The following is a 20122-nucleotide window of genomic DNA, read 5'->3' on the forward strand; positions in this document are numbered from 1 at the left end:
CAAAATGTCACACTCGGGTTACATTCGATAGAGAGAGTAATGCTATGAAATACGGACAGTTTTCACCTGCAATGGTACTGATTTCCCTGTTGGCGTTGTCGGGATGCAACTCTGACTCTTCCAGTTTGTCGGTAACGCCGAAACCAAAACCAGACTCGGGACTTGAGGAAACCACCACCGTATTGGGCATAGAAGCCATTCCACAAGCACTCGCCGCCACCTACACCAGTCAGCTGAAATTTAATCGTTATACCAAGGTGGTGGCGCCTAATGGAAAAGCGATTCACATCCTGGCCCAGGATCAGTTGTCGGACAATCAGATTGTCAGGGCCAGATCCATTCTGGAGCATTACTTGACGCCCTTGGCGGGCTCCGAGTTTGGCAGTGACAAAACGGCGGTGGCCAATAAGATGACCGACAACCATGCCACACTGTTGCTGCTGAATGGCAGTGACGATGGCAGTAATCCGGCCACGGAACTGGAGGGACAACCTCTGTACCAGAACGAGATCCAGGTCGAAGGGCACCCTTGGTACATCGAGCAAAACTACGAGCATCGTGATGCCAGTTTTGAAGAGATATTGCACATGGTCCATGACACTGGGATCGGAGTGGATCAAGGCCAACAATTTGCTGGGGCGTTACCGGCATTTCAATCTGAAATTCGAAGTGCTCAGGTAGCGGCGCTGAACGGGGCGTTGTGGGGCATAGGTGAAGAAAACAAGGGCTGGATTCAGGAGTTAACCGCCGAAAACAGCTTGTCGCAAGAGTACCTAGCGGCAGTGATCGACTCCTATTATGGCCTCTGGGGTGCCTGGCAACAGAGTCAGACCCAGGGCATGTGGGGGCTTTATATTGCGAAGACGCGGGAGGAGATTCGGCAGGAGGATCCAGCGGGTTGGCAGTTGATGAGTCACAAGTTCTTTCACCCCTACCTGACTTATAACGCCAGAATTGATGAAAGTTTCAGTGGGGATTTTAGCCTGAAACTGAATCATAGCCGGCCTTATACGCATCACTCTCAGTACTTAAAGGACGTTACCCTGACTGGAGATAAAGCGGCCAATGTCATTGTAAATGGCTTTGATAACCACATTACCGGTAATAGGGCGAAGAACCGGGTGATTTTCAGCGGTCAATCTGCTCAATACACGGTGGAGACCCGATCCGACGGCTCGGTTGTTGTGTCTGATATGGTCGATGATCGAGACGGTGTCAATACACTGGTCGGTATCGAAACCCTGGGGTTCTCTGATACCGACATATCGTTGTAAATTCGCAGTGAGGGTGGAATCGCCCTGGTGTTATTCAGACAGGGTTTTATGGCCACTCCGGTGGCGGTTTCCACCTCATTGTGGCTGGGTGTAGTAGGTCAGAGTGTTCATAAGTTGCTCGGCGGTGGTCTGATAGCCGCCCAGTTGAGCCAGTTCGCGGTAGACCTGCATCGCTTCCGGCCATTGCTGAGACAGCCAGTGGCTTTGGGCGATGGCCAGCAGCGCCTGGGCCCGGTGTCTAAGTCGCTGTTGACGTTGCTGCTTAAGATTCTCTGGGTCATCGCCCTTCAGGGGAGCTTTGCCCACTTTGTGCCACTGCGCTCTGGCCTGTTCAGGCCGGTTGAGGGCGCTAAGCAGTTGGCCTTGGAGCAGCAGTAGCCGGTCTGCTTGCTGCGGGGGCAGCGATTGGCTGGCAGTCAGTCGTTCACTGGCTGCCAATGTGGTGGCGTAGTTTCCGGCCCAAAAGCCGTAATAGAGGCAATTGAGGCTAAGCGTCTGATCCGCAGAGGCGCTGCAGTCAGCGGCCAGGTCATAGGCGTCGAGTTGACCATAGAGTTGCAGTAAGGCTGTCGAGGGGGCGCTGTTCGGAGACAGCAGATCCGCCATCTGCAGAGCCGTCGCCGCCTGCAGAGGCCGTTGTTGCTGCAGCAAGCTCTGGGCCAGCAGTTGCCACGCTTGCACCTGCTCATTCGGACTCAGTGCCTCATTGACCAGCCAAAGGCGACAGTCTTGTTCCAGCCCAGGCCAGTCTTCAAGGGCCAGTAGGCTGTAGCTTCTAAGGGGCCGCCAGTGCGCCGGGATCGGGATTCCTGAAACCGGAGTAAGCGCGTGCAGCGCGTCGGAATAGCGCCGCAGTTGATACAAGGCATAGCCATGCAGGTACTGCAGCGCAGGGGTAGGCTCAACGCGGCTTGAGGCCAGTAACTCGGCCACCTTGGCGTAGTCTTGCTGCTCCAGCCACAGTTGTGCCAGTGACTCCAGCATCAGCCCATCATCAGGATGCCGTTTCAGTCCCTGCTGCCAGCACTGGGCCGAGCGCTGGGCCTCGCCGGCTTCGTTGAAGGCGCGGCAACCGTAATGAAACAGCATCGCCGGCACCGATTCGGCTTCCAGCAGGGGCGCAATCAGCGCCGCGGCTTGTTGGCTGTGGTGTTGATCCAGCAACTTTGTGGCCCGCTTCAACACCAGGTATTGATGGCCGGACAAGCCCTGAGGCGCCGCAGCGGCGCTCAGCGGCATAACCAGGGCGGCGACCAGAGACAGCCCTGAAATTACCGCAGCTGGCGATGTGGGTCGGCTACTTAATTTGAAAATTGATCGGAACATCCACGTACACCGAGACAGATTGGTTTTGAATTTCCGCCGGTTTGAATCGCCAGCGCCTGGCCGCGGCCAATGCGGCGTCGTCAAACAGCTGCTGTGGTTGAGCGTCTTGTACTCTGGCGTCGATCACCTCTCCGGTCTCACTGACCACCAACCTCAGCATCACCTTACCGGTCAGGCCCTGACTGCGGGCGGCGACGGGCATTTTAGGTGGAATGTAATGCAGCAGTTTTGGCGGTGTATCCACCTCGCTGAGGCCGACCAATCCTTGACTTAGGGCTGGCGCTGCGGGTGGCGATAAGGGCGGTGTCGATATCGTCAATGGCGTCATGGCGATGCGCACGGTTGAGGGCGTGGAGGCCACCGGGGTAAGGCTCAGCGGCTGCGGCTTGTGGGCCTTGGCCAGGATTTTCTTCTGCACCGGCGTCTGCACCTTTTGCTGTTGAGGGGGCGGCAGACGTAGGGGCCGGACGGGCGGTGTCGCTGCCGGAATCACATTGTCCGGCAGGCGGTTAAGGTAACTGGGCAGCCAGATCACCAGCAGATAACTCAGTGGCAAAGCCAGCATCAGGCGAGCCAGGGCACCGGCGAGACGTCGAATCACGGCCGGCCATCCATCGGCTCGGTCGCCACCGACGCACCAGATAACCCGGCCTGTTTGGCGATGTCCAGGGCTTTGATGGTGATGCCTGTTGGCGTGCGAGTGTCGGCCACGATCAGCAGCTGAGCATTTTCGGTTTGGGCAGCCACCTGCTGCAGGGTGGCAGGCAGATAGTAGATGTCCAGTGGCTGTTGTTGCCAGAACAGACGGCCGGCCGCATCGATGGTCAGGATCAGCGGTGTGCCGTGGCTGACCTCGGCGCTGTTGGCCTGGGGCCGCTGAATCTCCATCTTTTGCAGGCGCACAAAGCTGGTGGAGACGATAAAAAAGATCAGCAGAATGAACACCACATCCAGCATTGGGGTCATGTTCACTTCGGTGTCACTGCTCTGATTAAAGCGATCGCTCAGCATGTCGATGCTCCTGTTTGCTGCCGTTGCAGGCGTGCCAGTCGGCGCCGCCATAGGTAGGCCAGCAGCAGCCCTGGAACGCCCACCAGCAAGCCGGTTTGGGTGGTGATCATCGCCATGGCGATGCCATCGGACAGGGCCTTACCATCGTGAAGACCGGTATGGGACAGGGCATCGAACATGACGATCATGCCATTGACGGTGCCCAGAAGCCCAAGCAACGGCGCAGTGGTGGCCAGTAGGGTGATGGCCTGCAGTTGCCCCTGAGGCTGCCAGAAACGACGTTGTGACTCGAGCCGGCACAGACGTTGATCCAGCCAGGCTACGCCCGTGGTCGGCACGCGGTGTTGGCAGTGAGCGCCGCTGCCTATCAGCAGGCCGGCGGCCAACCACAGCATGGTCACACAACACAACAGCAGCGGCCACATGATGGGCCCCCCCTGGCGCAGGTAATCCAGGATCTCTGTCACTGCCTCGGTCATGACGGCGTTCCTGTCGCCGCTGTCAGCGTGGAGCTGCCGCCAGAGGCCGCGGTTTCTGCGCGCTGTGCCAGTAACCAGGCGCCGTGTTGCTCCATGTCCAGCGTCAGCCGCTGCGCCCGGCGCTTCAATGGGTGCAGCAGCAGCAGTAGTGGAATGGCGATCACCAGACCCACCTGAGTGGTGATCAGCGCCTTACTGATCCCCCCGGACAGCAGTTTCGGTTCGCTGTTGCCAAACTGGGTCAGGGTTTGAAAGGTCTCTATCATACCGGTGACGGTACCCAGCAGCCCCAGCATCGGGGCCAAGGCAGCCAGCAGAGCCACCAGTGCCAGTCCACGTTCAAACCGCCCCACCTGCTTCAGCATCCCCTGCTTCAGGGCGTAGTCCACGCCCTGCAGATCCTGATGGCTTGCCGCCTGGCGCAGCACCGCGGCCGCGGGTTGGCGACCGCTGATTGTTTGTTGAGGGGGGGGGGTGTCAACGTTGGCTCCCAAGGGCTGCCAATAAAACAACCGCACCGCGCACACGACCAGGGTGATTAGGCCGGCTGCCGCAACCGCCAGCAGCGGCCACAGCAACTCACCCCCCTGGCGCAGGGTTTGTAACAGGCTTTGAGGCTCGGCCAGCAGTGGCAATAATGCGCCTTGACTGACGTCCAGCATCAGGGTCGGGCTGGTGCCGCTGAGCCACTGTTGCTGGGCGCTGGCAAGGTCGTCGCTGACACCGATAAATCGGTTATCGTGGCCGTCGACCAGACCCAGTTGCTGAGCCTGATCACCGATGGCCATGGCGCTGCCCAATATGGTCAGGGCGGTGGCAGCGGGCTTGCCGTTATCCTGGAGTACCGGCGCCTGAGCGTGGTTTATCTGGCCGGTGTAGCGCATGTCGGCCAGGGCAAATTGAATCAACTGCTCCAGCTCGGCGATGGCCGGGAAATGAGGCTGTGCCAACTGCTGCTGCAGCCACTGGGCGCGCTGGGGTGCCAGGTAGCTCGTAAGGCTGCGCTGCCAGCGCTGGGTCATGGCCGACAGCATCTGCTGATAGCTGGTCTGAACCAGGCTGAGATCGGCTTGCGCGGCTTGTTTTTGTTGTTCTAACTCGCTTTTTTGCGCCTGAAGCGCAACAAGATCTGCCTTAAGTGCTGTCAACTGAGCCTGCCGGGCGGCGAGGGTTGTTTTTAACTCGGCGGTGGTGGCTTTGGTGTACCGCTGCTGCGACAGCTGCTGTTGTTGCCACTGGTCGTTGCGCCGTTGCATCTGTTGCGCTTTATCGGTGACCCGTGTCTGCAGTGACGGGGCGGATTTGGCGCCCTGAGCGTCGGCGGCCCCAGATGGCTGCGAGGCGGCGGGGGCGGTTGCCATGGCGGTACTCAGCAATAATACCAGCAAGGGAAAAGGTCGAATCATCACGAGCGGCCTCCTGGCAGTGGCAACGGCAACAGTTCGGCTCGCTGTTGGTTCTGGCTGATGGCAATGGCGCTGCGAATCGCTTGGCGATAACGGTCATCCAAAGGCTGCCATTGTGCGCGGGCGGGGTCGAAGTAGGCGTTGAGGCTGCCATCCGCAGTTTGTGCCAGCCACAGCAATCGACCTAATCGGAAGCTCTGAACCTGGCGGCTTTGGCCGTCAATGACGATGCGCTGTTGTGCCACCACGGTGCCATAGCCTTGCTCCACTTCGATCTGAATGACCTCCATCAGATGACGGAAACGCTCAGCCTGGCTGACATCGGCGTTATCCAGGCTTTGGCGAAACAGCGCCAGTCGTCGTTGCCGCTCTTCGGTAAGAAACGGCAGGTCGTCGTGAATCTGCTGTTCCAGCCGGGCGTACCATACCTCCAGGCTGGGTTCCAGTTGTCTGGCGATGGCGGCGATGTTGGCCAGGTCGTCATTGAGGGCGTCGATCTGCCGTTGTTGCTGGGCGATCTGCCGCTGCAGCTTTTCAATTTGGAATTCCGTCCAGTAGATCTGTGCCAATGCTTGCTGCTGCTCGCTGTATTGGGCGGCCTGCTCCTGTTGCCATAGGCGGGCTTTTTTCCCCAGTGTGCTGGCGCGCTCAATGGGGGCGGTGAGCGGTTGAGTGAGATCATCCACACTCAGGCTGGTGGAGGCGCAAAACAGTAGGGTCATTAACATCTGACTTGCTCCGATGATGAGGAAAACAGGATTCGGTGAACGATTTGGCCAATGAGGGCCGCCAGTAGCGCCAGATAGCAGCCGATAAACCAGCCGCTGAGGGGGTTATTGGTCAACGTCAGTTTGACGCTGAGGGCGCTGTCCGCTGCGGCATAGGGCACAAAGAAGTCGGTGACGGTGAGTCGGCGGTGACCGAAGACCAAGGGGCTCAGAAACCCGGCCCGGCCTTGAAGGCGCTGGCCACTTTGGTCGTGGCTGACCGTGAAGGTGGCCCAGTTTCGGGTGGGATCAAATTGGTCGAGGCTGCGGCGGGTAATGCGACCGGCGCGGCTGTGGCCGTCCTGATCTTGACGGATCAGGTTGAGATCATTGCGGTAGTCGATGTGGTTCAGGGTGACGGTGTGGCCTTCGAATTGCACCGATTCACCGGCTTTCAGGGTCTGGTGCTGTGGCTGGTGGGCCCACAGGATGTCCAGACCATGGCAGGCAAAGATCAACAGGGTCAGCAGATGAATCGGCAGCAGTAAAAAATGGCGGTGACGCAGCTTGCGCCGTTTCCACAGCGGCCACAGGCTGTGGTAGCTGCAGACTAGGGTACTCAGCCCTAACAGAACGAAGATCACCACCAGGCTAACTAGCCAGGCCAACAGCGCGAGGTTGTGCTGCAGTATGCTCTGCCACTGGGACAGCGGCAGTTGATTCAGTTGTTTTAGTGGCCAGCGGTAGCCCCAGATATCCGCCAGTGCCATGCCCAGGGCAAACCACAACGCCGCCAAGGTCAGTAGCACGCACCCCAGGCGCATGGATCGAAACAATCGGATCATAACAGCCGATACCCCAGTTGCAGCAGGGCGATGAAGCTCAGTAGCAGCGCCTTGGCCATCTGCTGTCGTCTGCTGCCCCTGAACCAGCGATGTGGAAAATGGAACACCAGCACCAGCAGCAGATACAACAGCGCCGAGAAGAAGAAGTGGTTGCTCCAGCTCCAGCTGTGTCCCCAGCCCTGCATCGCCCAGTAGCTGCCGGCGATCTCGCCGGCCAGAAACAGGGTGCCGGCGGTCAGTGCCAGCAGGTGGCTGCAGTGTGCCAGCTTGGCGTCGCTTCGGCTTGGCAATAGCCCATAGCCAATCGCAGCGGCAATGACGCAACCCAGAGACAATGGTCGCGACAGGAAAAATAGCTGTGCCCACAGGTAGTCGCCCATGGCACTGGTGTCAGTCGGGGCAGAGAAACCGCTGGCCAACAGCAGCAGTAACACGCCAAGGGTGGCGCTTATCAGGCGGTAAGTACGCAGTAGGTCTGGCCGTGCCAACGGCCTCATGGCGATGCCGCTGAGCAGAGCGGCGCTGATCAGCAGCAGCGCCAGGGTGCTGGAATAGAGAAACTGGGGGCTGCTGAGGGACAGATGCACGAGTCCGCCGACCGCGAACACTCCGGTCATCGCGTTGGCACACCAGGTCCAATTCAGTTGCAGGGGCCAAGGGCGCGACCGGTTCAGTGGCGGCTTAAGTTTGCTGGTCATTGGTGGCAAAACGCCTCGATAGTGGCGTAGGCGTCGGCAGCGCCGCTCTCGACCACCTGCGGGCTGCCCAGCTGCCAGTAGTCGATGGCCTGCTGAATCAGGGAAGGGCGCACCACCCAGATGTGTTTGCGTTTGGGGTCGGACAACAGTGCCGCGATCGCCTTGGCAAAGCCGCCATTTTTTAGCTCCATCGGGCCGATTTCATCCACCAGCCAGATCCCTTGCTGGGTTGAAGTGCGGGGCGTCAGGGCTTCCAAGCCCAACTTGAGGCCGGCCTCGGAAAAGGTAAATCGAGTGTTGGTGGCCGGATCGAACTGCTGCTGCCGCTGACCGAAACGGGTGCGGGCGCGGGTTCGAACGTCGACGATGTCGCTGCTGACGCGCAGGCCATCGCGCATCTCACCTGGACAGAGGATGCCGTTGAGATCCAGAGTGCCATCGGCGTTGTCTGCCACCAGGCGTTGTAGCAGGGTGGTTTTGCCGCTTCCGGATTCGCCGGTGACGATCAGCAATTGTGGGGGCTCGGTGGAGATCAGATGTTGGGGCATAAACACCTCTTGGTGGGCAATGGCCGCAGAGGCCGTAGTCAGGCCGTACAGCCGGCTTAAGTTGTAGGGCGTCATCACTTCGGTGGTGGTGCCAAAGGCGAGGGGATGACCGTGGTCCAGCATCAGCACCCGGTCGGCAAACAGTTGCGCCAGGTTGGGATCGTGCAAAATGGCCACCACGCAGGTGTGTTTCTGTTTGCAGGCTTGCTTCACCAGATGCAGCATGCGATAGCGATTGCGGTAATCCAGGTGGTTGGTGGGTTCGTCCAGCAGCAGCAGTTGCTGGCTCTGCACCAATGCCCGTGCCAGCAACAACAGCTGACGCTCTCCGCCGCTGAGCTGGTTGTATTGGCGGTCGGCCAGGTGCTCGATCCCAAGCTCGACCATGACCGCCAGCGCCTGTTGACGGTGACTGTGGTTTGGGCTGGCAAAGGCGCCCAGGTAGGGGGTAACCCCCATCAGCACCATGTCCAGGCCGCTGAACGCGAAGGCGGTGTCTTGCTGTTGTGGCACCAGGGCCACGGTGCGGGCCAGTTGCCTCGGACTGAGGGATGCCAGCGGCTGCTTGTCGATGCTGATGCCGCCCCGCTCGATGGCACGTTGGCCCAGCAGGCAGTCAAACAGTGTCGATTTACCGACACCGTTGGCGCCGAGAATGGCGACGAATTCACCGGCATTAGCGGAAAAGTTAATGTTATTAAGCAGTAATTTACCACCCAGGTGGCAATGAAGACCCTGAACGTTAAGCATGGTGCCCCCGATGCCAGGAGGAACGGTACAGCAGGTAGGCAAACAGGGGAGCGCCGATGACAGAGGTGACAATGCCCACCGGCAACTCCATGCTGAAGCTGCTGCGGGCGATGCCGTCGGCGATCACCATGAAGCAGGCTCCGGTGACGGTGCTCAGTGGCAGCAATTTCAGGTGGTCGGCGCCGGTCAGGGTGCGCACCATGTGGGGGACCACTAGGCCTATCCAGGCCACCTGGCCCACGACGCTGACGCAGGCGGCGACCACAAACGAGCTGATGACGGTCAGAACCAACCGCAGTCGCTCAGGGGATAACCCCAGGCTTCGACTGTGTTTGTCTCCCAAACACAGCACGTTCAGTTGATACCTCAAAAGGTGGGCAATGCCGTAGCCGACCAACAGCGCCGGCAGCAGCTTGGCGACGCTGGCCCAGCTGCTGGTGGACAGCGAGCCCATCAGCCAGAAAATGATGGCCGGTAGCTGACCATAGGGGTCGGCCAGTATCTTGACGATCATCAGTGCGGCACTGAACAGGGAACCGACAATGATGCCGGTCATGATCATGATCAGCAGGCTGTTGTTGCCCACTTTCCTGGCCATGGTAATGGCGACGCCCGCGGCCGCCAGGCCGAAGCCAAAGGCCAGAATCTGTACCGCAATCCAGCTGCTGTAAGGCAGCAGCAGTCCCAGCGCGGCGCCAAACATGCAGCCGGAGGTGACGCCCAGAATGTCGGGTGATACCAGCGGGTTGCGGAATACACCCTGGTAGAGGGTGCCGGCCATGGCCAGCCCTGCGCCCACCAGCAGTGCCATCAGCAACCGCGGCAGTCGTACCAGCAAAATCACCTGCTGCTCGGGGCTGAGATCGCCAGGCAGAGGCTGGGTGCTGATCAGGCACCAAAGTACCTCAGGCAGGCGCACCAGGGTGGACAACGAGTCGGTCGCACTCATGCCAAATCGGCCGCACAGCAGTGCCGTCAGGGTGATCAGCAGGGTGACCAGCATCAAGCGGGAGACTGGGGCGGCTTTCAGTTGCATGGGACTGCCTGAGCGGCGGCGGGCAGAGGTGACAGGCAGGCCTTTCCCAGCAGTTGTTGGTAAAAACGACCAATCCTGGCATCAACGTCGACATCCCGAAACTTCTTCGGGTGAGCCTGGCTGGCCAGGTAATAGGCACCGGCCGCCGCCACCGGCGATGGCATGTGCCACAAGGCCGCAGAGGGCAGGGTGACCCTGGGCAGCGCCGCCAACGAGGCCAGCTCGGTGTTGTCGAGTTGATCGGCCAGGCGGCCGCTTTTCCCTTGTTCGAGCACCAGAAACTGCGGTTGCCAGCGGACCAGCTGTTCCAGGTTGATCTTGGGGTAAAATCCGGGTACCTCGGCGGCGACGTTGCGTATGCCGGCCAGTTGCAGCAGCTCATGCTGATACATGTGGGCGTTGACGCTGCGGTAGAGATCGCCACCATTGCCGTAATAGCCGGCGACCGGAGTGGTGCCTTCTAGGCGGCGGGTTAGATCGTCGATCAGTTGCCGAGTCAACGCTTTATAGCGCCGGGCCTGGGATTGATGGCCGGTGGCTTTGGCAATCAGATCCATCGCTTGTTGTACCTGAGCCAACGATTCGGCTCGGATCAGCAGCGCCGGGATGCCCAGTTGCTGAAGCTGTCCCGCCAGGCGGGCGCCATCTTTCTTGTCGTTGATCAGCACCAGATCTGGCTTGAGGCTGATGATGGTTTCCAGGTTGATGCCGGCGGAGCGGCTGCCGACCTGGACCGGGCTGCGGCCGTCCAGCAGGCCTTTCACCAGTGATTGGCGAGTGTCGTGATTGGAGATTCCCACCAACTGATCCTCAAGGCCGAGGCTCAGGGTGAATAGAGTGGCGGGCATGTAGGTGGTGACCAGACGCTGGGCAGGCGAAGACAGGGCGACGTGGCGCCCGGTCATGTCGGTGAGCTGGAGTGGCTTTGCCACCCCAGCCCAGACCCAACTCCACAGGCTTAGCCCGAGTAGGAGGTGTTTAACCATGAGTCAGATCAGAACCGATAGGTGAGGCCCACTTCAAAGTTGCGGCCTTCGGTGGGTTGGCCATCACCTTCGTAGTAGTTCTCATCCAGCAGGTTGTTAACGTTAAAGTAGGCGGTCAGCTGTTGGTTGTAGAAGTCTTTCCGTGCGCCGATATCCATCGTCAGCACGTCTTTTTCCCACTGAGTGTCGTCGCCGTCCCACTGAATCATGAACTTGTCTTTGTAGTTCAGGCGCAGGTTGGCGCTGACGCCGGTGATGGCCTCGTCCCAGATCAGGATGGCGGTCACTTCGTTGCGGGGCAGGTCGCGCAGATACTCGGTTTCGGCATCGGCGGACTTGTCGCGGGCGTGGGTGTAGGTGTGATCCAGGCTGTAACGCAGGGAATCGGTCAGATCACCGGCCAGAGTCAGTTCGCTGCCGTAGTACTCGGCGGTGCCGATGTTTACCGGGGTGGCGATGTTGCAGTAGCCGTCATCCGGGTCGCGGTCGATGCACTGCTCGCCGATGCGATCGTCGACATCGTGATAGAAGCCGCTGATGCTCAGTTGATCAAGCCAGCCGGTGCCCAGATCCATCTCCCAGCCGGCGGCGTAGCTCAGGCTGCGCTCGGGATCCAGCTTGTACAGTTTGCCGTCGTCGGCCTTCATGTCCTGGAAGGTCGCAAAACGGGTCTTTTTGGCCACCGAGGCAAACACCCGGCTGCCGTTGTTCATGGCGTAGCTCAGACCCAGCATCGGATCGATGGTATCGGACTCATCGGCGCCGCTGCCGGCCAGGCTGTTGCCAGCCGACTCGCCCTGGAAGTCGATGACGGTTTGCTGGTGCCAGGCGACGCCGGCGACCACGGTGAGTTGGCCAAAGCGTAGGGTGTCTTCCATGGCCAGGCTGTACGTCTCCAACTCCGAGCGTTCGGTGGGATCGGACAGATCCGGATCGATGGCGTGATCCACCCATTGCTTGTGAATGTCAGACTTGTAGTTCACCGACAGGCTGAGGCTGTGCCAGTCGGCCAGGGCGATGTCGCCGTAGAGGGCGCCGCCAATGGTGTAATCGTCGTAGGAGCTGTCACCCATCTTCTGCTTTTGCTCCGGGGTGGCGTAGAAGCTCAGGGTGTCGGTGTGGGTGTGGTAGTAGGCCATGGCCCGCAAGGTCACCTGGTCATTGAGGATGTGACTGGCGTTGAGGTCGATGCCCTGATCCTGGTACTCGGAGATGTCCGAGAAGGTGGAGTAGGTGGCAAACACCTTGTTGTAGCTGTCGTGGTACGGCAGGCCGCGTTCGGTATCGAAGTGATAGACGCTGGCGTACACCTCGGTGGTGTCGTTGCTGTAGCCGGCGCGCAGACGGGCGTTGATGCTCTCAAGATCGGAGTTGACCCGTTTGCCGCCATCCTCCACCTGCATGAATTTCGGTAGATCGCCCCAGCGATCTTTGATGTAAGACTCAATGGGCTCATAGTCGTCCGACAGGCGGTAGGCGTCGCGGCCGGTATGTTCAATGGTGCCGAACAGGGTAAAGCCGTTGTGGCCGTAGCTGAGCTGAGCGGATTGATGGTTCTGGCCGTACTCGCCAACGTTGGCGTCGAGCTTGCCGGAGAAGCCCTCGCTGCCCTGGTGGGTAATGATGTTGACCACACCGCCCATGCCGTTAGGGCCATACAGAACCGAGGAGGCGCCCTTGGAGACTTCCACCTTGGCGATGATGCTGGCGGGGATCTGGCTCAGATCCAGCTGGCCATACTTGGTTTCGTAGTAGGGGACACCATCGAGCAGAATCAGGATTTTGTCCTGTTCAAAGCCCTGCATGGTCAGGAATTTCTCGCCCTTGTTGGATTGAGCGACGTGGACACCGGGGACATACTCCAGGGCGTCGGCGGCGGTTTTGGCGCCCACCAGTTCGATGGTTTCGGCCGTCAGCACGTTGTGAATGGCGATATCACGCACCCCGGTGGTTTCTGCAACCACGATTTCACCTAGGGAAAACACCTCTTTGTCGTCGGCCATGGCCGCTGGGGTGGACAGGGTGGCAGCGATCATCATTGCCACAGGGGTAAGACGCAAACCGTTCACTTTGCTCTCCTAAAAAACGCGTTATTTGGGGGCTGAATAGGCAGCCTTCTGATTAGGCTGGAAAGGGTATCAGAGGAAGTTCACTGAAATTTATCAAGAATTGCCAATTCAAGGAGAAGATCACGGTCAAAATACCCCATTCGCACTTAACGGAGAAAAAATGACTCTAACTTTGGACACTTTGTCATTTTTGGACAATGTGTCCATATGCGGCTTGAGGCGGCGGAAAACCGACGTGGTTGTTCAGCCATTAACCGGGGTGGCAGAGTCGGGTGCCAGTTGAGCAGGATGTGGTTGATTTGCCATCGAACTGAATCCCGTTTGCCGCCAGTGACTGATTTTGTGGCCCTGACCGCCGTTTCAGGCTGTATTTTTGTGTAGATTAGAATAATGACATTTGAATCAATTGTTTGACTGTGGTGTTATGATCCACTTAACAATGGCCAGTGACGGGCATGAGGTCAGCCTCACGCTCGGGCCCAGTCAGACTCAGGACAGTGAAAGGAACACGTGCACGTGGTTGAAGACGCACAGGGAACAGCAAGTCAGTTACCGTTTATTATTGGTGTCAGCGGCCACAGGAAATTAGACCCCAACTCGACCCAGACGTTACGCCAGCGAGTGAGAGAGGCGTTGGTATTCTGGCGTCAGCAACTGACCGATACGCCCATCTGGTTGTTGTCCGGCATGGCCGTCGGTGCCGACACTCTGGTGGTGGAAGTGGCCCGGGAACTGCGTGCCCAGTGGGGCCCGGACAGCCTTAAAATCATCGCCTGCCTGCCCATGGATGAGGCTTCCTACCTGCAAGATTTTGAAGGCCTGCAATTTGCCCCCAATGCGGTGACCGAGTTCCATGCCCACCTGGCTCAGCTTCGCCATGACGACGATGAGATCATCGAGGTGCAAAGTGTGCTCGCCCCGCAGCAACTGGCTACGGCGCTGGCAGACACCGAGTATGGTGAGGCCCGCAATCACCTGTACCTGAATCAAAGCGTGTTTGTGGCCAAGTACGCCCAGGTGCTGCTGTCCTTATGGGATGGCGCTCCGTCCCGGGGCAGTGGCGGGACCGCAGATGCGGTGGCCTATAAGTTAGGACTGCCGCTTCAATGGCCGCTTGGCATCGCCAACCCGGCACTGGCGCCGGTGTCCGACTTCGATGGCCAGCAGGGCGGCGTGGTTCACCACGTTCCGGCGGTTCGTCCCGGCCAAACCCTGGCCCCATCCACCCTGGAGTATGCGTCGCTGCCGATGACCGGGCTCAGCGGAGACTTGCCCGAGGGCAGTGGCCTGTACGTGTGCCATAACCACGGCGATGACAGCGACATCGCGCCCAGTGGCTTTCTGGCGCAGGAGTTTCGCCTGATGCTCAAGGAGCTGCGCTTCTACAACCAGCACGCTTCCGGCATTGAGGCCGATGCGGCCACCGCTTGGCCGGCGCCGGGGCTGCAGGAATCACAGCGGATCTTCCTTAAAGCTGATGCCATGGCGCTGAATCAGCAGACCCGCTACCGACGCCTGACTCAGCTGTTCTTCCTGTTTGCGCTGATCGCCCTGGGCCTGTACGAAGTGGTGTCCAACTTCCTGGAGCTGTCCACCGGATCCTGGCTGATTGCCGCCATGTTTGCTGCCATGCTTGGGTGTTACGGCATCATTCGATATGCCGGCAAACGAGAATTAAAGTGGCAATACCAACTGGCCAGGGGCGTCGCCGAAGGCATGCGCATCCGTGGCTTTTTGAACTTGTCGGCCATCGCGCCATCACCGACGCCATTGATTCCGCGTCGGTTTCGTCAGCATCTGCCACTGATCGAACACGCCATCTCGGTGGCGGAACTGGACTGGTGGCGGGCGCCGCTGCCGGAAAACCCGCAGCTGATCCGCACCAGCTGGCTCGATGATCAACGCAACTTTCTTAATACCCGCCTGCGCCTGAAAGAGCCACGGCGCCTGCGCCTGTCCGAGCGTTTCTATAAGCGTCCCGCCTGGGCCGCCAGCGTGTGTGAACGCTGGGCCAGCGAGCTGTTTAATGCGGCGGTGATTTTCGGTATCGCCTTGCTGGGGGTGTTGCTGTTGCAGTACGGGTTTAACATCGACCTGTTCGTCGGCAGCAAAGACACCCTGATGTACTTTGCCCAGTATGCCCTGATGGCCGCCGGTGCCATCGCCTTGTGGGGCGAGTTGGCGGGCTACGACACCACCGCTCGCGGTTACCGCTCGTTAGAACAGCTGTACCGCCGTGCCCAGCACTTGCTGGACGGTGAACTGAATCAATCCAAACAGGCAATGCTGATTGAACTGGCCAAAGAGGCGATGTTCGAGCACGTGACCTGGACCAATTCCGAATCAGACAACGATCTGAAACAGAAGCAATAATTAATCTTTAACGGATGATAATGATGAGTAAGCAGATTCGCTTCGAAACCCTGACTGAAAAGCAGTTGGCCTCGCCGACGCTGCAGAACACCCGTCTTGACGGCCGCATCCGCATCGAATGGGGACGGGATGACAGTTACACCATTATCTGTGATGACGAAGATAGCCGTAAGAGCTTCAACCGTCACAGTGACACCGTCATCGGAGTGCTGCCCCTGAAGTGGTCGAAGCAGGTATTTCTGACCATTGGCCTGGATCACGTGATTCAGTTGTCGGCATTCAGTGGACGAAACCTGCATTCATTGAACGAGCACAGCGATCGCATCTTCGGTGTCATCGAGATTGCCAAAGACCGCTTGCTCAGTGCCAGCCTCGATGGCACGGTGCGAATCTGGAATCTGCGCAGTGGCTCTCTGGTGTGCACCATTGACGCCAAGATTACCTCGTTGTCTGCGATACAGATGTTTGCCAACTCTGATCACCTGGCCATCAGTGACGGCAATGGCGTATCGATCTGGAGCTTTACCGGCAAAAAGATTGCAGTAATGCAGGGGCTGAAGTCCCGCATCATCGGCGTCAGCACCCTGCAAAATGGCAGCTGGATGGTGCAGAGTGAAAAGCAGCACCCAAGCATCTGGTCCGCCACCGGCAAGTTCCTGCATCGGTTTAAGTTCGATTTCGATTTTGCCGACGACATGCACGAAGTGGACAGCGAGCGCCTGTTGATTCGTCGCCCCGGTAAGTCACTGGGGTTGTGGCATGTGGAAGGGGAGCTCATCAGCGAGCACCTGCCCAATGACGACATCAACGCGGCATTCGATAACCTGAAGCAGGGTCACCTGACTCGGGATCGATACATCGAACAGAAGCCCGAGGTCATCGATTTCCCCCACGTGCGCAACCCGCTGGGCAACAGCGACAGTGTGTTTACCGCGCGTGCCGAACTGGAGAAGCAGAAGCTGGATCTGGATGCCAGCCCCGAACGGCGCATGTTCTGGGACTTCTTCAACCGGCCGCTGTTCACGCCGATTCGTACCGCACTGAAGCAGCCGATCAAACAGGCTCGCGAACAGCTCGAAGTGCTGGCCGGGGTGCGCGAGGCGTCTGAGCAAGAGCAGCAGCTTCGACAGAAAAAACGCAAAGGTGCCGCCATCTGGTCCTGGTTGTTCCTGATGCTGACCATGGTGGCGGCGGGGATTGGTTACCTGTTCTTCCTCGATAACGCCCTGGTGATGGATCTGGTTCGTCAGCAGCAGCCTGAGCTGCTGGACAGGTTGGGCCGTAACGCCCACCTGACGCTGGCTGTGGCTGCGGCCGGTATTGGCGGAGCCTGTTTATTGCTGAGCCTGATGATGCTGATTCGTAACCGCGGTCACCGCGGCCATCAGTTGCAGCAGGAAGCCAACCTGCAAGTGGTGGACTGCCTTGCGCCCCAGTTTGATGGTTTGATCGGCTCCATCAAGGAGTACCGTCAGGGACTGTTGAATAACATTCCCGTGGTCAAAGACCTGGCGGCGTTGTCGCCCAAAGGTGTACTGGAAACCATGGATCGTCACATCAACGACACCATCGAAACCATGGCGCTGGAAGAGTGTGGATTGGAACGTGAAGACATCGTCTACACCAATAATGAAGCCATCGTGCTGTCAGACTGGGCCCTGATTCAGGATCTGGATAAGCGGGCTCAGGTGAAATCCAAGTTGAATTATGGCAATGAGCGGTCGTTCTGGTCTTCTGGCAGTGATGGGATTCTGTTTGCGGTTCAGTACATTCAGTACATCTTCCTGACCGAAGACAAGGTGGATGTATTTACCACCTACTACGACTTCATTTCCGGTAAGTGCATCGGTAAAGAAGCCAACGCCTTCTACTACAAAGACGTGACCAACATCGCCAAGCGCAATGTCGAGCGCGGTGGCCAGTCGACGGTGAATGAAAAAGAGATCTCAGTCACCGAGATTGCCCTGTATGTCGCCAGTGGCGAGCGCATTCGCCTGACCATCCTGAACGAAGACAGTGTCTCTGCCATTGCCGCCTCGGCCAAAGATAACGAGAACATCACCATGGTGGATCGCATCGAGAAGCTGGAGCAGGAGCGTCAGAACATCCTCGACGATCAGACCCTGTCTGAAACTGAGCGTCAGGAAGAGCTGGACATGAATGCCGCCGAGATGGCCGACCTCAAGACTCAGAACGTGGCGCAGAACGTGCAGAAGACCGCCTCGAAAGCGGATGAAACCGTAAAGAACATTCGTGCCCAACTGCGAGACCATAAGCAATCCGGTAAGCACGACGAGGCCCACATCGATGCACCTATTTCTTAGTTACTCCAGCGCCGACTACGACATCGCGGCGCCGATTCAGCAAGCTTTGGTGCACCTGGGTCATACGGTCTGGTTTGCACCACAGCGAATTGGCGCCGGCCAATGCTTCGCGGCGGAGATCAGCGATGCGATGAAGTCGGCGGAAGCGTTGCTGTTACTGGCCAGCGAGCATTCGGTGGGCAATGCCACTCGCCCGGGATCCAACGAGGTGAAAACCGAGATCAAGATGGCCCGGGAGAAGGGGATCGCCGTGATCCCCCTCAAGGTGGATGCCAGCCTGGACAGTGGCGGCGCCACCGGGTTCGATTATCTGCTGAAAAACTTCCAGTGGGTCGATATCGAAGCCATGTTGCTCAGCCGTCGCTTCGATGTGATTGCCCAGCGGATTGACGGTGAAATTCAAGGCGGGCTTAAGCCGGACTTCAGCGGGTTTTCCGCCCAGCTGGAGGAGGTGGAAACCCTGCTGAAAGCCAAGCGTTGCAACGATGCCCGCCAGGTGCTCAATGCCCTCAGGTTGCCAGCCGAATTCAACGATGAACTGGCGCTGCTGAAGATCATTGCCTTTTTGCAGGGGCAAACGTCGATTCGTCGCCTCAGCAAGCGGGATGCCGATGCCTGTGTGCAGCGGCTTGCTGACATCAGCCAGGGCGCGGTGGCCGCACCGGCGCTGTACCTGCAGGCGATCCTCAGTGAGAATTTCTACCTGGCCAACAGCATCGCCGATGGCACCGCCGGGTTCATGGCGTTAAAGCTGCAAGCTCAGCCTCACGGCAGGTTGAAGGCCAAGTACATCAAGATGACCGATGGCTTCCCTGCCGATGGCATGGGGTTTGTCAGTCGCTGGCGTTAGTGTCAGTATTGCCAACAAGGCCACCGCGAACCCGGTGGCCTTTTTTTAGCTTTCACTCAAATTGGAGGAGGGGAGATGACCACAAGGTTAGTCTGGCTGGCGGCAATGACCGCCGTGTGGAGTGGTGCACCGGCGGCGCAGGGCAACGACTCGCAGCAATTTTTCGATGCCCTGTCAGCCCACTGTGGCAAGGCCTATGGCGGTCGGCTTATCTCCAGTGATGCGGCCGATCGTTCTATGGTCGGTGTCGAGATGGTGATGCACGTGCGTGATTGCTCGGACAGCGAGATTCGGATTCCTTTCTTTGTCGGCGACGACCGTTCCCGCACCTGGGTGATCACCAAAACCGACGATGGGCTGCAGCTAAAGCACCAGCATCGCCATGCCGATGGCAGCGATGATGCGGTGACCTGGTATGGCGGCCACACCGACCCGAATAGGCATACCGACTCGGCGTCTGTGCAGTCGTTTCCGGTGGATGGTTACTCCATCGAGATGTTTAAGCGTACAGGCCTTGATGTTTCGGTGACCAACGTCTGGCAACTGACGCTGAGTGACGACCGGTTTAACTACATCATGAGCCGTGCGGGACGCCATTTTGAGGTCAGTTTTTCCCTGACCCAGCCGATTCCGACACCGGGGCAGGCCTGGTAGAGGAGCGCTGCGCTTATATGGCTGCAAAACATCCCAAAATCAATTAATTAATCGACACTCAGTTGCTTAAGGGGTTGCGGTGGAGTACCAGCCGGGTACAATGACCAGCGTTCGGTAACACACCGAATCTGGCGCGTTGGCAGAGTGGCTATGCAGCGGATTGCAAATCCGTGGACCTCGGTTCGACTCCGGGACGCGCCTCCATATTTTACGAGAAACGGCAACTCTGAAAAGGGTTGCCGTTTTTCGTATGAGCAACCAAAAGCTCTGTATATCCAGCTTCCCACAACACTCAAAAAAAAGCCTCCGTCGCCCTTGCGAACGCGAGGGCCCAGCGTCTTTTATCGGAACCTTCCGAAAACCTTCCGAAGACAGCCATCAGAAGAATCTTCCAACAACCTTCCGAAGACAGCCATCAGAAGGTGGTGATTCTCGGTTCGACTCCGGGAAACCTTCCGAAGACACCCATCATTGCGAACATGCCAGAGGAAGATACGTCGCTCATTACGAACGCGAGGGTCCGTGTCTGTAGTGGTCAACAAATTCCGGACACTGCTTTAAGCCGATTTTCGGCAGTTACTGGCGACAGGCCATCATTTGCCTGATGTGGCCGTTGCCGGTTGTAGTAATCCATCAGGTAATAGCTGATGTCTTTTCTTGCCTGGTTCATCGTTAAATAGCCAGTTACTGGCACCCACTCTGTCTTCAGGCTTCTAAATAGTCTTTCCATTGGTGCATTATCCCAGCAGTTGCCACGCCGGCTCATGCTCTGCGCCATTCGGTAAC

The 20122-nt window shown here is 58.5% G+C and carries 18 protein-coding genes and 1 tRNA gene; 6 read left to right on the forward strand and 13 right to left on the reverse strand.

Annotated elements, in window-relative coordinates:
* Nucleotides 1–44: 44 nt before the first annotated feature.
* Nucleotides 45–1274: a hypothetical protein gene (locus tag H598_RS0107755; RefSeq protein WP_051252565.1), complete on the forward strand. Its 1230-nt coding sequence runs from the start codon at nt 45–47 to the stop codon at nt 1272–1274.
* Between the two features lie 75 nt (nt 1275–1349).
* On the opposite strand, the gene H598_RS0107760 is transcribed toward H598_RS0107755, so the two are convergent.
* From H598_RS0107760 to H598_RS0107815, 12 genes are all read right to left on the reverse strand, one after another.
* Nucleotides 1350–2600, reverse strand: a complete 1251-nt coding sequence (locus tag H598_RS0107760) for a tetratricopeptide repeat protein (RefSeq protein ID WP_156896968.1) — start codon at nt 2598–2600, stop codon at nt 1350–1352.
* Nucleotides 2572–3201, reverse strand: a complete 630-nt coding sequence (locus tag H598_RS0107765; protein ID WP_028112519.1) for an energy transducer TonB — start codon at nt 3199–3201, stop codon at nt 2572–2574. The genes H598_RS0107760 and H598_RS0107765 overlap by 29 nt, the downstream gene beginning before the upstream one ends.
* The gene (locus H598_RS0107770; protein ID WP_028112520.1) at nt 3198–3611 is read right to left on the reverse strand and encodes an ExbD/TolR family protein; all 414 of its coding nucleotides are present in this window, start codon (nt 3609–3611) and stop codon (nt 3198–3200) included. The genes H598_RS0107765 and H598_RS0107770 overlap by 4 nt, the downstream gene beginning before the upstream one ends.
* The gene (locus H598_RS0107775) at nt 3605–4090 is read right to left on the reverse strand and encodes a MotA/TolQ/ExbB proton channel family protein (protein ID WP_028112521.1); all 486 of its coding nucleotides are present in this window, start codon (nt 4088–4090) and stop codon (nt 3605–3607) included. The genes H598_RS0107770 and H598_RS0107775 overlap by 7 nt, the downstream gene beginning before the upstream one ends.
* A complete protein-coding gene (locus tag H598_RS23675; RefSeq protein ID WP_051252566.1) occupies nt 4087–5496 on the reverse strand; it encodes a MotA/TolQ/ExbB proton channel family protein in 1410 nt (469 codons plus the stop codon). Before H598_RS23675 ends, H598_RS0107775 begins: the two co-directional genes overlap by 4 nt.
* The gene (locus H598_RS0107785; RefSeq protein WP_084144374.1) at nt 5496–6224 is read right to left on the reverse strand and encodes a DUF3450 domain-containing protein; all 729 of its coding nucleotides are present in this window, start codon (nt 6222–6224) and stop codon (nt 5496–5498) included. The genes H598_RS23675 and H598_RS0107785 overlap by 1 nt, the downstream gene beginning before the upstream one ends.
* Nucleotides 6218–7048, reverse strand: coding sequence for a hypothetical protein (locus tag H598_RS23680; RefSeq protein ID WP_051252568.1), 831 nt, complete (start codon nt 7046–7048; stop codon nt 6218–6220). The genes H598_RS0107785 and H598_RS23680 overlap by 7 nt, the downstream gene beginning before the upstream one ends.
* Nucleotides 7045–7746, reverse strand: coding sequence for a hypothetical protein (locus H598_RS23685; RefSeq protein ID WP_051252569.1), 702 nt, complete (start codon nt 7744–7746; stop codon nt 7045–7047). The genes H598_RS23680 and H598_RS23685 overlap by 4 nt, the downstream gene beginning before the upstream one ends.
* On the reverse strand, nt 7743–9044 hold the full coding sequence (locus H598_RS25500; RefSeq protein ID WP_051252570.1) for an ATP-binding cassette domain-containing protein: 1302 nt from the start codon (nt 9042–9044) through the stop codon (nt 7743–7745). Before H598_RS25500 ends, H598_RS23685 begins: the two co-directional genes overlap by 4 nt.
* On the reverse strand, nt 9037–10080 hold the full coding sequence (locus H598_RS0107805; RefSeq protein ID WP_035415645.1) for a FecCD family ABC transporter permease: 1044 nt from the start codon (nt 10078–10080) through the stop codon (nt 9037–9039). Before H598_RS0107805 ends, H598_RS25500 begins: the two co-directional genes overlap by 8 nt.
* Nucleotides 10071–11012, reverse strand: coding sequence for an ABC transporter substrate-binding protein (locus tag H598_RS0107810; protein ID WP_169629237.1), 942 nt, complete (start codon nt 11010–11012; stop codon nt 10071–10073). The genes H598_RS0107805 and H598_RS0107810 overlap by 10 nt, the downstream gene beginning before the upstream one ends.
* Before the next feature lie 62 nt (nt 11013–11074).
* Nucleotides 11075–13135 (reverse strand): TonB-dependent receptor plug domain-containing protein, encoded by a 2061-nt coding sequence (locus H598_RS0107815; protein ID WP_028112525.1) that lies wholly within the window; start codon nt 13133–13135, stop codon nt 11075–11077.
* 516 nt (nt 13136–13651) lie between these two features.
* Between H598_RS0107815 and H598_RS0107820 the strand changes: the two genes are divergently transcribed.
* From H598_RS0107820 to H598_RS0107840, 5 genes are all read left to right on the forward strand, one after another.
* Nucleotides 13652–15508, forward strand: a complete 1857-nt coding sequence (locus tag H598_RS0107820; protein ID WP_156896970.1) for a hypothetical protein — start codon at nt 13652–13654, stop codon at nt 15506–15508.
* Nucleotides 15509–15528: 20 nt separating this feature from the next.
* Nucleotides 15529–17832, forward strand: a complete 2304-nt coding sequence (locus H598_RS0107825; RefSeq protein ID WP_169629239.1) for a WD40 repeat domain-containing protein — start codon at nt 15529–15531, stop codon at nt 17830–17832.
* Entirely contained in the window at nt 17816–18682 is an 867-nt protein-coding gene (locus H598_RS0107830; protein WP_028112528.1) for a toll/interleukin-1 receptor domain-containing protein, read from the forward strand. Before H598_RS0107825 ends, H598_RS0107830 begins: the two co-directional genes overlap by 17 nt.
* 75 nt (nt 18683–18757) lie before the next feature.
* Complete coding sequence (locus H598_RS0107835; RefSeq protein WP_028112529.1) at nt 18758–19336, forward strand: hypothetical protein; 579 nt, start codon at nt 18758–18760, stop codon at nt 19334–19336.
* Between the two features lie 130 nt (nt 19337–19466).
* Nucleotides 19467–19540, forward strand: a tRNA-Cys gene (locus H598_RS0107840).
* A 331-nt stretch (nt 19541–19871) separates the two neighbouring features.
* Here H598_RS0107840 and H598_RS25950 read toward each other — a convergent pair.
* On the reverse strand, nt 19872–20122 hold a 251-nt coding region (locus tag H598_RS25950; RefSeq protein ID WP_156896972.1), incomplete at its 5' end, for an integrase core domain-containing protein.

It is taken from the genome of Ferrimonas kyonanensis DSM 18153, assembly GCF_000425405.1.
Taxonomy (GTDB): domain Bacteria; phylum Pseudomonadota; class Gammaproteobacteria; order Enterobacterales; family Shewanellaceae; genus Ferrimonas; species Ferrimonas kyonanensis.